11 protein-coding genes are annotated in these 12,716 nt (G+C 68.3%); 5 read left to right on the forward strand and 6 right to left on the reverse strand.

Annotated elements, in window-relative coordinates:
- Window positions 1-24: 24 nt before the first annotated feature.
- Complete coding sequence (gene lepA, locus ACX80H_RS01970) at window positions 25-1,878, reverse strand: translation elongation factor 4 (protein ID WP_301227483.1); 1,854 nt, start codon at window positions 1,876-1,878, stop codon at window positions 25-27.
- Window positions 1,879-2,062: 184 nt separating this feature from the next.
- Here lepA and ACX80H_RS01975 point away from each other — a divergent pair, with 184 nt between their 5' ends.
- Window positions 2,063-2,596, forward strand: a complete 534-nt coding sequence (locus ACX80H_RS01975; protein ID WP_459310746.1) for a type II toxin-antitoxin system PemK/MazF family toxin — start codon at window positions 2,063-2,065, stop codon at window positions 2,594-2,596.
- A gap of 259 nt (window positions 2,597-2,855) precedes the next feature.
- On the forward strand, window positions 2,856-3,116 hold the full coding sequence (rpsT, locus tag ACX80H_RS01980) for a 30S ribosomal protein S20 (RefSeq protein ID WP_087075755.1): 261 nt from the start codon (window positions 2,856-2,858) through the stop codon (window positions 3,114-3,116).
- Window positions 3,117-3,230: 114 nt separating this feature from the next.
- Here the strand turns inward: rpsT and ACX80H_RS01985 are convergent, their stop codons facing one another.
- Both ACX80H_RS01985 and ACX80H_RS01990 read right to left on the reverse strand, forming a co-directional pair.
- Window positions 3,231-4,724, reverse strand: a complete 1,494-nt coding sequence (locus ACX80H_RS01985; protein WP_459310747.1) for an NAD(P)-binding protein — start codon at window positions 4,722-4,724, stop codon at window positions 3,231-3,233.
- On the reverse strand, window positions 4,717-5,172 hold the full coding sequence (locus ACX80H_RS01990) for an arsenate reductase ArsC (protein WP_459310748.1): 456 nt from the start codon (window positions 5,170-5,172) through the stop codon (window positions 4,717-4,719). The genes ACX80H_RS01985 and ACX80H_RS01990 overlap by 8 nt, the downstream gene beginning before the upstream one ends.
- A 309-nt stretch (window positions 5,173-5,481) precedes the next feature.
- Between ACX80H_RS01990 and ACX80H_RS01995 the strand changes: the two genes are divergently transcribed.
- The 3 genes from ACX80H_RS01995 to ACX80H_RS02005 all read left to right on the forward strand — a co-directional run bounded on the left by ACX80H_RS01995 (window position 5,482) and on the right by ACX80H_RS02005 (window position 7,968).
- Complete coding sequence (locus tag ACX80H_RS01995) at window positions 5,482-5,766, forward strand: ArsR/SmtB family transcription factor (protein WP_459313343.1); 285 nt, start codon at window positions 5,482-5,484, stop codon at window positions 5,764-5,766.
- 89 nt (window positions 5,767-5,855) lie between these two features.
- Window positions 5,856-6,278, forward strand: a complete 423-nt coding sequence (locus tag ACX80H_RS02000) for an arsenate-mycothiol transferase ArsC (protein ID WP_459310749.1) — start codon at window positions 5,856-5,858, stop codon at window positions 6,276-6,278.
- A gap of 148 nt (window positions 6,279-6,426) precedes the next feature.
- Window positions 6,427-7,968, forward strand: coding sequence for an arsenic transporter (locus ACX80H_RS02005; protein ID WP_459310750.1), 1,542 nt, complete (start codon window positions 6,427-6,429; stop codon window positions 7,966-7,968).
- A 61-nt stretch (window positions 7,969-8,029) separates the two neighbouring features.
- Here the strand turns inward: ACX80H_RS02005 and holA are convergent, their stop codons facing one another.
- The 3 genes from holA to ACX80H_RS02020 form a co-directional block, all read right to left on the reverse strand.
- Entirely contained in the window at window positions 8,030-9,040 is a 1,011-nt protein-coding gene (holA, locus tag ACX80H_RS02010) for a DNA polymerase III subunit delta (protein ID WP_459310751.1), read from the reverse strand.
- Window positions 9,041-9,131: 91 nt separating this feature from the next.
- Window positions 9,132-11,711, reverse strand: coding sequence for a ComEC/Rec2 family competence protein (locus tag ACX80H_RS02015; RefSeq protein ID WP_459310752.1), 2,580 nt, complete (start codon window positions 11,709-11,711; stop codon window positions 9,132-9,134).
- An 8-nt stretch (window positions 11,712-11,719) separates the two neighbouring features.
- Window positions 11,720-12,631, reverse strand: a complete 912-nt coding sequence (locus tag ACX80H_RS02020; protein WP_459310753.1) for a ComEA family DNA-binding protein — start codon at window positions 12,629-12,631, stop codon at window positions 11,720-11,722.
- Window positions 12,632-12,716 lie beyond the last annotated feature (85 nt).

Here is a 12,716-nt window from a genome sequence, read left to right on the forward strand (position 1 = left end):
CAGCCCCCTCGAAACCGTACGGGGTCACTTCTTGGCTTTGTCCTTCGACTCGTCGGAGGACAGGGCGGCGATGAAGGCCTCCTGGGGCACTTCCACGCGCCCCACCATCTTCATCCGCTTCTTGCCCTCCTTCTGCTTCTCGAGCAGCTTGCGCTTACGCGTGATGTCACCGCCGTAGCACTTGGCGAGAACGTCCTTACGGATGGCCCTGATGCTCTCGCGGGCGATGATGCGCGCACCGATAGCGGCCTGGATGGGCACCTCGAACTGCTGGCGCGGGATGAGCTCGCGGAGCTTGCCCGTCATCATCACGCCGTAGGCGTAGGCCTTGTCGCGGTGGGTGATGGCGCTGAAGGCGTCCACCTGTTCGCCCTGCAGGAGGATGTCCACCTTGACGAGGTCGGACACCTGGTCGCCGTCGGCCTTCCAGTCCAGGGAGCCGTACCCGCGGGTCTTCGATTTCAGCAGGTCGAAGAAGTCGAAGACGATCTCCGCCAGTGGCAGCCGGTACCGGATCTCGACGCGGTCCTCGGACAGGTAGTCCATCCCGCCGAGGATGCCGCGGCGCTGCTGGCACAGCTCCATGATGGCGCCGACGAACTCCGACGGCGCGAGGATGGTCGCGGACACCATGGGCTCGCGCACCTCGGCGATCTTGCCGACCGGGTACTCGCTGGGGTTGGTGACCTTCAGGATGCGCTTGTCCTCGAGAGTCACCTCGTACTCCACGTTCGGAGCGGTCGAGATCAGGTCGAGGTTGTACTCGCGCTCGAGGCGTTCCCGCGTGATCTCGAGGTGCAGCAGACCGAGGAAGCCGACGCGGAACCCGAAGCCCAGCGCGGCGGAGGTCTCCGGCTCGTAGACGAGCGCGGCGTCGTTCAGGGTGAACTTCGCCAGGGCGTCCCGCAGGACGGGGTAGTCGGTGCCGTCGAGCGGATAGAGGCCGGAGAAGACCATCGGCTTCGGATCCTGGTACCCGCCCAGCGACTCCGCGGCGGGCTTCGCCAGGTTGGTGACGGTATCGCCGACCTTCGACTGGCGGACGTCCTTCACACCGGTGATGAGGTAGCCCACCTCGCCGACGCCGAGCCCCTTGGAGGGCTTCGGCTCGGGTGAGCTGACGCCGATCTCGAGCAGCTCGTGGCTGGCCCGGGTGGACATCATCTGGATACGCTCGCGGGGGCTGAGCTTGCCGTCGACGACCCGGACATAGGTGACGACCCCGCGGTACGTGTCGTACACCGAGTCGAAGATCATCGCGCGGGCCGGCGCGTTCGGGTCGCCGGTCGGGGCTGGGAGGTCGCGCACGATCTTGTCCATGAGGGCCTCGACGCCGACTCCGGTCTTCCCGGACACCATCAGCACGTCCTCGGGTTCCCCGCCGATGAGGCTCGCCAGCTCCGCGGCGTACTTCTCCGGCTGCGCGGCCGGCAGGTCGATCTTGTTCAGGACGGGGATGATCGTGAGGTTGTTCTCCATCGCGAGGTACAGGTTCGCGAGGGTCTGCGCCTCGATGCCCTGGGCGGCGTCGACGAGCAGGATGGCTCCCTCGCAGGCCGCGAGCGAGCGTGACACCTCATAGGTGAAGTCGACGTGGCCGGGAGTGTCGATCATGTTCAGGGCGTAGGCCGTGCCGTCCACCTCCCACGGCAGGCGGACGGCCTGCGACTTGATCGTGATGCCGCGCTCGCGCTCGATGTCCATCCGGTCGAGGTACTGCGCCTTCATGTCCCGCTGCTCGACGGCTCCGGTGAGCTGAAGCATGCGGTCGGCCAACGTGGACTTGCCATGGTCGATGTGGGCGATGATGCAGAAATTACGAATGATCGCCGGATCGGTGGAGGCAGGCACCGGCGCGGTGCGGGCCATGGGTGACACGTAGGTTCCTCACTTTTTCGGGACAGGGTGCGGCATGCGGCTCCCGGCCGTGCCGTCATCGGCGGCGGCCGGGGCTGGATCGCGCCGTTTCAACTCCCCTTAGTGTCCCACGTGGCCGGACGGCTCCGGGAATCGCCTGCCCCGGCTGCTGGGCCGGCGGCGACTACCCGCCTAGGATTCCAGCATGGCGATCACGGTCCGCTCCCTCCTGTCCCTCGCGACTCGCGTTGTCCGGGCGGTGAGCGCATCGCCCCCGGACGCTCCTCGCCGCGGCGGTGCGAAGCGCACCCGGTCCGCCGGTTCCGCAGCCCCCGCCGCCGCGCGCAGGACGACGGGCGGCCGGCAGGAAGCACTGCTCGCCTATTCACCCTCGAGCGACGGCAGGCCCGACCCGGGCGAGATCGTCTGGACATGGGTGCCCTACGAGGATGACCCGGCGCAGGGGAAGGACCGCCCGGTGCTCCTCATCGGGCACGACGGCGGCGACCTGCTGGGCCTGATGCTGACGAGCAGGGACCGGAACAACGCCCGCGACCACGACGGACGGTACGTCGACATCGGCACGGGGGCCTGGGACCGGCAGGGACGCCCGAGCGAGGTGAAGGTGGACCGGCTCCTGCGGATCGCGCCACGAGACATCAGGCGCGAGGGCGCGGTCCTGCCCCGCCGGCGCTTCGAACAGGTCATCGCAGCGATACCGGAGCACCTGCTGGAGTAGCGCACGGGCACGAGAAGTCGCCGCCCCTCGGCGCGAGCCACCCGCGCTGTCCTGAATGCTCCGCCCACCCGTTGCCGACCCTGGCCCGGGCCACCACGGGTCGGGTTCCGCGCGGGTTTCTGGTAACCTTTATAGCTGTGTGTCCGCGCAGGTCTCCGGGCACTTTGGCCAATCGCCATACGGTATCCCCACGCCGCTCAGTCTTGGTTGGCCGAAATACCCTCACGACCAGTCCGCAATACAAAGAAAGTTCTCATACGTGGCAAATATCAAGTCCCAGAAGAAGCGCATCCTCACCAACGAAAAGGCGAGGCAGCGCAACAACTCGGTCAAGTCCGAGCTCAAGACCGCCATCCGCGCCGTGAACACGGCCGTCGAGGGCGCTGACAAGGACGCTGCCGCAACGGCTCTGCAGGCAGCCAGCCGCAAGCTCGACAAGGCTGTCAGCAAGGGTGTGCTGCACAAGAACAACGCAGCGAACCGCAAGTCCGCGATCTCCAAGAAGGTCAACGCGCTCTAAGCTGCGGACCCTTCGACGTAGGGCCGACTCCTCACGGAGTCGGCCCTACGTCGTTAACTGGTCGATCCGACCGGGCGATGCGCCGCCGAGGTCCGGCCCTCGCCCGGCGGCTGGTCAGTCGTCGGGGTCACTCGAACGGCCATGGTCCGTGCCTGTGGGGAAACCGATCGGAACCAGGCGAGGCGCGGAACAGCACCCACCCGCGATCGCCTCACGACCGCCCGTGCCGTCACCGCCGTCAGCAGCGGGTGGGGCACCGGTTCCGCAGGACGCACCAGCGGGCTCACCCGGCATCGTTGCCGCGGGAGCGCCGCCGAGATCGGTGCTGCAGACCCCGGTCTCGGGCAGTTGGAGTTGGATCGTGGATGCGGCTCCGTTGTCGCCGGCGATCGCGGCGACCACGGAGCGGACCTGCTCGTACCCGGTGGCGAGGAGGAACGTCGGGGCGCGCCCATAGGACTTCATCCCGACGAGGTAGAAATCCTTCTCCGGGTGCGCCAGGACGTCGGCCCCGTGGGCGGGGACTGTTCCGCACGAATGGAACTCCGGGTCGATCAGGGGTCCGAGGGCGCGGGGTGCCTCCACCGCGGTGTCCAGTTCCAGCCGCAGCTCGCGCAGCATGTCCAAGTTCGGCCGGAATCCGGTGGCGGGCACGAGGACGTCCACGCCGATGGTGCGGGGCCCGGCCGGCGTCGACGCGGTGACGGCCAGACCGGTTGCGGTCGTGTCGAAGCTGGTGATGGTGAAGTTGGTGATGAGTTCGATGGTGCCGTCGCCGACGAGGGTGCGCAGGCGGCTGCCGAGCTGCCCGCGGGCGGGTAGTCCGTCGAGGTTCCCGCCGCCGTAAAGCTTCTGCGCGGGTCCGCTCCCGCGCACGGCCCAGAGGATGCGGGTGCCGGGTTCGTTCCTGGCGACCTGGCCGAGGTCGATGAGGGTGTTGGCGGCCGAATGGCCGGCGCCGACGACCATGACCGTCCTGCCGGCGAATCGGTTCCGCTCTGCACCGACGACGTCGGGCAGTGCGGTGGTGATGGACGCGGACGCCGCGTCTTCGCCGGGCGCCCGCAACCCGGCCTGTCCGACAGGATTGGGCTGGCTCCAGGTCCCCGATGCGTCGATGACGGCCCGCACGAGGTGATCCACAGTGCCCTCGGGGCTGGTGACGCGGACGAGGAAGGGTGTGGTGTTGCGGTCCTTGGTGCGGGTCTTGTCCATGCCGAGGCGGGTGACCGCGGTAACGGTGCTCTTGAAGTGCAGGGTCGCCCTGACGGCGGGGATCGCGGCGAGGGGTTCGAGGTAGGCCTCCACGAGTTCCCAGCCGTAGGGCAGCGCAGTGGGGCGGGGCGCTACCCAGCCGGTGGGTTCGAGCAGGCGCCGGGCCGCCGGGTCGATGTTGTACTGCCAGGGCGAGAACAGGCGGATATGCGCCCACCGCCGCACCGCTGCTCCGACGCAATCCCCTTGTTCGAAGACGATCGGGGTCAAACCCTGCTCGAGGAGGTGCGCGGCCGCGGACAGCCCGGTCGGCCCGGCGCCGATGACGGCGACCGGCAGAACAGCCATCCTGTCCGTCGGCGTGCTGCGGCTCGTGGGAGTGGTGTCAGGCATGGGAGCTCTCCTCGGTGGGCAGCAGTTCCCTGATCAGCTGCTGGATCCGCCCCCTGATCTCGTCGCGGATGGGCCGGACGGACTCGACGCCCTTGCCGGCCGGGTCCTCGAGCACCCAGTCCTCGTACCGCTTGCCCGGGAAGTACGGGCACTCGTCCCCGCACCCCATGGTCACCACGACGTCGGAGGCCTTCACAGCTTCGGTGGTGAGGATCTTCGGGTTTTCGGCGGTGATGTCGATACCCTCCTCCTTCATCGCCTCGACCGCTGCAGGGTTCACCTGGTCCGCGGGCTGGGACCCGGCGGAGAGGACCTCGATGCGTCCCTCAGACAGGTGGTCGAGGTAGGCGGCGGCCATCTGGGACCGACCGGCGTTGTGGACGCAGACGAACAGCACCGAGGGCTTCTTCTGATCTGTGGTCGCTACAACTGCAGGTTCGGTGGTCATGGTGATCCTTCGTCTTCGCTCTGTCCCGGCGCTCCGGACAGGCCTCGTGGATAGTGGGTGGGAGTCGGATGTCTCTCAGGTAATCGCCTGTGCGGGCACCCGTCGAGAGATTGACCGTCTTCGATATCGAGTATGCGGAGGTATATCGACGGTTGTCAATGTGGGGGTATGCTGAGGGGCATGACGACGATTTCCGAGCCGCGAACCGTGGCTGCAGTCACGGACCTCGCGGTCACCGACGTGGCTGATGTTGCACCGGGTGGGGTGGTTGACGAGGGCCGGTGCTGCGTGCCGTCCGGGAGACCGGCGATGAGCGCGGAGCGGGCCGAGGAGCTGTCCAGGCAGTTCAAGGCGATCGCCGACCCGAACCGGCTGCGCCTGGTCTCACTGATCTCTGCCAGCGCCGAGAATGAAGCCTGCGTGTGCGACCTCACCGAGCCGCTGAACCTCGGGCAGCCGACGGTGTCGCATCATCTGAAGATCCTCGTCGACGCCGGGATCCTGCACCGGGAAAAGCGCGGCGTCTGGGCGTACTTCTCCCTCGTGCCCGGCGCTCTGGATGCCCTCGCCGGCGTCCTCACCGAACCCAGGTAACACCCCAGCCACCCGGGCCAAACCTAGTTCCTGCCCGGATCCCGCCTGACCCCTGCTGTCCCCTCCACCGACCAGAAGTGAGTACCCCTATGAGTTTCAAGGCCGATAAGCCCTCTGTCCTGTTCGTGTGCGTGAAGAACGGAGGGAAGTCCCAGATGGCCGCCGGCCTCATGGACAAGGTCGCCGGTGACTCCGTGACCACCGCTTCTGCCGGATCGAAGCCTGGCTCCGCGGTCAACGACCTCTCCGCCCAGGTCCTGGCCGAGGTAGGGGTCGACATCAGCCGGAACGTCCCCCGCCAGATCACCCGGGAGGACCAGGAGCAGGCGGACCTCGTCGTCATCCTCGGCCCTGAAGCGCAGGTCGACGAGGTCGAGGGCACCCTCTATGAGCGGTGGGAGACGGACGAGCCCAGCGAGCGCGGTATCGACGGGATCGAGCGGATGCGCCTGGTCCGTGACGACATCCTTGAACGGGTCACCGACCTTCACGCAACCCTCACCACCCGCTGACCCCAGCCCCGACGCTTCTCGCGCCGGGCGAGGACGGCCGTGTTCAACTGCCGTCGTCGCCCGGTGTTCGCTCCCGAATCCGTCACGACCTCACGTGTGAGCTCGTCGGCGCGCTTCTTTCTGCCCTCCTGTTAGGAGTCCTGCTGCTATGACTGCCATGACCGTGGTCGCTGTTCTGATCTTCCTCGCCACCCTGACCCTGGTCATCTGGCAACCCAAGGGCCTCGGCATCGGCTGGTCTGCCCTGGCAGGTGCGGTCCTCGCACTCATCACCACGGTGGTGAGCCTCTCCGACATCCCGGTCGTATGGGACATCGTCTGGAACGCGACCTTCGCGTTCGTCGCCATCGTGATCATCTCCCTCATCCTCGACGAATCCGGGTTCTTCACATGGGCGGCACTGCACGTCGCCCGCTGGGGCAGAGGCAACGGACGGCTGCTGTTCACGCTCATCGTCCTGCTCGGAGCCGCCATCGCGGCGGTGTTCGCCAACGACGGCGCGGCCCTCATCCTCACGCCGATCGTCATCCAGATGCTCCTGGCCCTGAAGTTCCCGGCCAAGGCATCCCTCGGATTCGTGATCGCCTGCGGCTTCATTGCCGACGCCGGGAGCCTGCCGCTCGTCGTGTCCAACCTCGTCAACATCGTCACCGCCGACTTCTTCGACATCAGCTTCGCCCGCTACGCCGCTGTCATGGTCCCCGTGGGTATCGTGTCCGCCGCCGCGAGCCTCGGCGTCCTGCTCCTGTTCTTCCGCAAGGTCATCCCCCGTCACTACGACATGGGCGTCCTCGGAACCCCCAAATCGGCTATCGCGGATCCCCTCACGTTCAAGACCGGGTGGGTCATCCTCGGCGTCCTGCTCATCGGCTACTTCGCCGCTGAACCGCTGCACATCCCACTGTCCGCAATCGCCGGCCTCGGCGCAGTGGTCCTCATGCTCGTCGCATCCCGCAAGCCTGCATTCTTCTTCCCGCGGGCCAGAGCAACGGGTTCAGCAGTGCAGGCTGCGACGTCCACGGCTGATGCTGCGGACCGGGCAGCCGACCTCGATTACGCAACAGTTGGAGCGACCCGCCGCTCCACCGGCGGCGCCGCGAACAGCGTCCCAGCCTCTGACGTAAGCGCCTCTGACGGACATCACGACGAGACTACCATTCCCTCAGCAGGCGGCGGCGCAGTAGCTCTTTCGAACGGTCGGATCTCCGTCCCTCGAATCCTCCGTGAAGCGCCCTGGCAGATCGTCCTGTTCTCCGTCGGCATGTACCTGGTCGTCTACGGACTGCGGAACCAGGGGCTCACCGACGAACTCGCCGGTGTGTTCTCCGCCATCAGCACCAACGGAGTCCTCATCACCGCACTCGGCGTCGGCGTCATCGTCGCGGTCCTCGCATCCCTGATGAACAACATGCCGACCGTCCTCATCGCATCCCTCGCCATCGGAGCAGCAGGAGTCACCGGCCTCACCCAGGAGGCGATGATCTACGCCAACGTCATCGGATCCGACCTCGGCCCGAAGATCACCCCTATCGGCAGCCTGGCCACCCTGCTCTGGCTGCACGTCCTGGACCGCAAGGGCATCCACATCGGCTGGGGCCGGTACTTCCTCACGGGCATCGTCCTGACCATCCCCGTCCTGATCATCACCCTCCTCGCCCTCGCCGCATGGCTCAGCGTCATCGGAATCTGAGCATGGCGTCCCAGCGGGACTCGGAGGGCGCCGCGACGGCTTTGCGGCGGTCAGCCGTGCGTCAGCCGTCCCCCAGGGCGATGACGGTCACAGCCCGCTCGACGGCGTAGACCGGGTCCCGTGACTCGCCCTTGACCTGGGCGTCCGCCTCGGCGAGGGCGCGGATGGAACGTGCGAGGGCGTCCGAGCTGAAGCGCTGGGCTTCCTTCCGGGCCTGGTCGACCTGCCACGGCGCCATGCCCAGGTCCTTCGCAAGCTGCATCGAGGACCCTCTGACGCCGTGGACCTTCGCGACGGCGCGAACCTTCATGGCGAGCGCGGCGACGATCGGGACCGGGTCCGCTCCTGTCGCGAGGGCGTGGCGCAGCATGGACAGCGCCTGAGCCGTGCGTCCCGCCAGCGCAGCGTCGGCCACCTTGAATCCCGTGGCCTCCACGCGTCCGCCGTAGTACTTCTCCACCGTCTCGGCGGAGACATCGCCCGCGGAATCCGCCATGAGCTGCTGGCAGGCTGCCGCGAGTTCCGGCAACTGCGACCCGACGGCGGCGACGAGCGACCTCACGGCGTCCGGGTCGATGCGACGACGCGCCAGCCGGAACTCCGTCGTGACGAATTCCGCTTTCTCGCCGTCCTTCTTGAGTGGCTGGCAATCGACGACGGTACCCACGGCCTTGATCGCGTCGAGCAGCTTCTTCCCACGATTGCCGCCCGAGTGACGCAGGACCAGGACGACATCCGGTGCGGGATCCGTGAGGTAGGCGAGCGCGTCGACCAGGAATGCGTCGTTCATCTGGGCGAGCCCCGCCACCTCGATGACCTTCCAGTCACCGAACAGTGACGGACTGGCGTGCATCGTCAGAGTGCCTGCCTCGTATGATCCGGCGTCAAAGCTGACGAGCTCCGCCCCTGGCTGGGCGGTGCGGACCTGCGCCCGGATCGACTCGGAGACCTTCGACGCCAGGTAGTCCTCGGGGCCGGACAGCAGCATGACGGCCGCGGGACGCGCCTCACGCCACGATGCCGGCTGCTGGTTGGAGCCGCTGCTGCGGCCGGCGGGTGATCTTGTTGCCACGTGGCGAGGTTCCTTCCGTCAGACCTCCGTCTACTGTTTCACGGCGGGGCCTTGCCTCAAAGCTGCGGGGCACCCCGATGGCGTGGCGGCCCTACCGGAGCCTGCGGACTTCGACCGTGTCGCCGACGACCTCCACGGTGAACGACCCGAGCTCATCCGTCCTGGCCGTGGCGATGCCCAGTCGATCGAGCGCGTCGATGATGGCAGGGTGGGGGTGGCCGTACTCGTTGTCCTCACCCACGGAGATGAGCGCGAGGCTGGGAGCGATCGCTTCCAGCACCGCCGTGCCTCCGTTCCGGGCTCCATGGTGGGCGATCTTCAGGATGTCCACTCCCCTGTCGGCCAGTGCCGGCTCGGCGGCCAGCAGGGCGGCGGCAGCGTCCTCCTCGATGTCTCCCGTGAGCAGCAGTGTCACGGACCGGTCCGGCGTCGGCACGACGACGTCGAGGACGGCGCTGGCGTTGTTCTCCTCCGACGTGATGGTGTCCCCTCTCGGCCAGAGGATGTCGACCTGGATCTGTGGGAGGTCGAGAGCGGTCGAGCTGGTCAGGCGCTCAGCCTCCACCCCTGCGGCAGCTGCAGCCTCCTTCACCTCTCGGGGCGGGTTCTCCTCGCCCGTCGAGTAGTAGATGGCCGTGAGGGTCCTTCCCCGCATGGCGCCCTCGACGCCGCCGTAGTGATCGTCGTGCAGATGAGTGAGAACGAGCGCGTCGATCACATCGACCTCCAGGCGGTCCAGGCACATGTCCATGGCGTCGGGATCCGGTCCCGCGTCCACGACCATCGCATGGCCGGCTGTCGTCCTGACGACGATGCCGTCTCCCTGACCGACATCACACATCGCCATCACCCAGCTCCCGGGCGGCCGCGCCGTCGTCCGGTGGATGACAAGGGCACCCGCTGCAACGCACAGGGCGAGAAGGAGTGCGAGCACGGCGCCGTGATGCCGCCGGCGCCTGTCCTGCCCGACAGCAGACGGACGGGCCCCGCGTGGGACAGAACCATCCGGGCTCGGGCCCACCGCCCGATCCGGGCCGGAGCCAGTGCCCATGCCGCCATCCGGAACCTGCGGAAGGGGTGATGCGACTCTCCTCCCCCACCACCCGGCGATGGCCTCCTGCTGGATCATGAGCACGAGAATCGTCAGCGTCACCACCGCGGCGAGGACGGCGCCGGGCGCGCCCGGGATCCACGGCAGGGACGCCGCCGGCGCAGCAGCGAGCGTGCCGGCAACGCCGGCGACCCACCATGTCCCCCACTGGGCTGCAGCGACGAGGGGTTGTGCAAGGACCGGAGCGGCTACCAGCGCGAGGACGGCCAGCATCCCCACGAGAGTGATCGCGGGGACCACGGGCGACACCAGCACGTTGGCCGGCAGCGAGTACACCGGGAGCGCGGGCTGGATCAGGACGAGGATCGGTGTGCAGAAGAGTTGCGCCGTCAGGGGAATGGCGAGCAGTTGGGCGGCGACACGCGGCATCACGAGGTTGAGCGTGTCGACGGCCTTGGGTCCGGCGGTGACCAGCCCCAGGGTTGCTGCAACCGAGAGCAGGAAGGCGAAGGACACCGAGAGCCACGGGTCCACCGCGAGAAGGATGATGATCGACAGCATCAGCAGGGTCAGGGACGCCCTGCCGCGCCCCGAGAGGACGGCGGCCACACCGATCGTGCCCATCACTGCCGCCCGGAGGACACTCGGCTCAGGGCGGACAAGCATCACGAAGCCCACCAGCGCCACCACCGCGCCGGCGGCGGCGGGTGCACGTGGGAGCCGGGCCGCCCTCAGTCCGAGGAACGCGAAGGCGACGACATAGGAGCAGTTGGCTCCACTCACGGCCGTCAAATGGGTCAGGCCGGTGACCGTCATGGCCTTCTTCAGGGCCGGCTCGAGACCGGTCCGGTCACCGAGCACCATACCGGGCAGCAGACCGCCGGGGGCGTCCCGAACGGCGAGGTCGCGGAAGCGTGTCCTCAGGTCGGCGGTATAGCCGAGCCACCCCTCTGCCTTCGTGACCGCGGGCCGGGTCGAGGGAAGGAAGATCGCGGTCGCCTCGCCCACGCGATCGGGCGGTTTCGCGATGCCGAGCACGCGGACCGTGTCTCCCGTCCCTAGCCCAGCCCACTGCTCCGAGCCGAAAACCACGACGGGCGTCCTGGAAGCGAAGGGATCACCGCGCACCATCCCACCGATGACGTCGGCGTCGATGAGGTAGCGCTTGCCGCCGCCGAAGGTTCCGGGATCCAGCAGCGACGGTTCCCCCGAGATCCGGAGGACGGCCGTGAACGGTATCCTGCCGGCGACGGCATCATCTACCGGTCCAGCGTCCGCACGGGCGAGGCTTCCGGCCGCTGCGAGCAGGACGAGCGTCAGCGTTGCTGCTGACGCGAGTGCCTGCGTGGCGACCATCGTCCACCTCCGGCCGGACCCGGACGGGACGAGGACCACGATGCACGCCAGGACCAGCCCGACCGCAGCAGCAAGGAGGCCACTCGCCGCAGCGCCTGTCGCTCCACCCCGGATGGCGATCGCGGCCGCCGCCCACGCCACTCCGGCGGATGGCACGAGGCGGAGGTCACCACTCCACCGCGGTCGGCGGGGCCGCTGTGCGCCGTCCTCGGGTCCGCCGTCCCCGCCGGTCCGGAGGGGCGCCGGGGGGCCAGGGGAAGCCACAGGACGGTTCACCGCACCACGATGCGGGGAAGGATCCCTTCGAGCATGCCCGGCCCGATTCCCGGTACGGCGTCGATATCGGCGGGCTGCCCGAAAGGGCCATTCTCCTCGCGCCAGTCGATGATCCGCTGCCCGATGACCGGACCCACGCGGGGCAGTGATTCGATCTCGGCGAGGGTGGCGGTGTTGATGTCGATGACCCCACCTGGGCCGGCACCACTGCTGTCCGGAGTCCCGCCGGAGGCGTCGACCTCCACGCCCGGAGGCGCTGCCGTTGCATCCGGTACGTCCTGATCGGCTCGCGGCTCCTCACCCACGGCGAGGAGGTGGATATGCTGTCCGTCGGACGGGGCGGCGGCGAGATTGATCCCATCGAGGTCCGCCTCGGGAAGGGCGCCACCGGCCTTCTCCAGAACCTCGAACAGGCGTGCGTCGGACGGGATCGTGACCACGCCGGGCGAAGCCACCGCACCCGTGACGTAGACGAGGATCGTCCGCTGGCCGGCGCCGCCCGCCGGGGCAGGCGTTCCTGCCGATGAACCTTCCGACGAGCCCTCCGATGCGTCGCCGACACGCGCCTGGACATGCCCCTGCTGCCGCCCTCCGGGCGCAGCCCCACTGCTCGAGCCTCCTGCGTCCGGGCCCGTCGCGTCCGCGTCCGCCCCGCCGGACCCACCTGAGCCACCGTCGCCCGCACCAGGACCGACCGCATCAGGACCGACCGCATCAGGACCGACCGAGCGGGAGGCGTCGGGCGGGCCGGTGCCAGGCTCTTCACCGTTGGAGGATCTGGCGTCGAGCTGCACCGACACCGCAGCGGCAGACGGCTCGGAGCTACGCACCAGGAACAGTGCAGCACCGATCGCCAGTGCGACCCACAGGAAGACGAGCGCTGCCGGCCGGGCGACGCCCCACTGCACCCCGCTACGGGGAGGACCCTGATCCTGCCCTCGCTGGAGGAGAGGACCCTGATTTTGCCCGCCCGGCCGCGAGAACAGACCGGGG

It is taken from the genome of Arthrobacter pasteuri, from assembly GCF_054510955.1.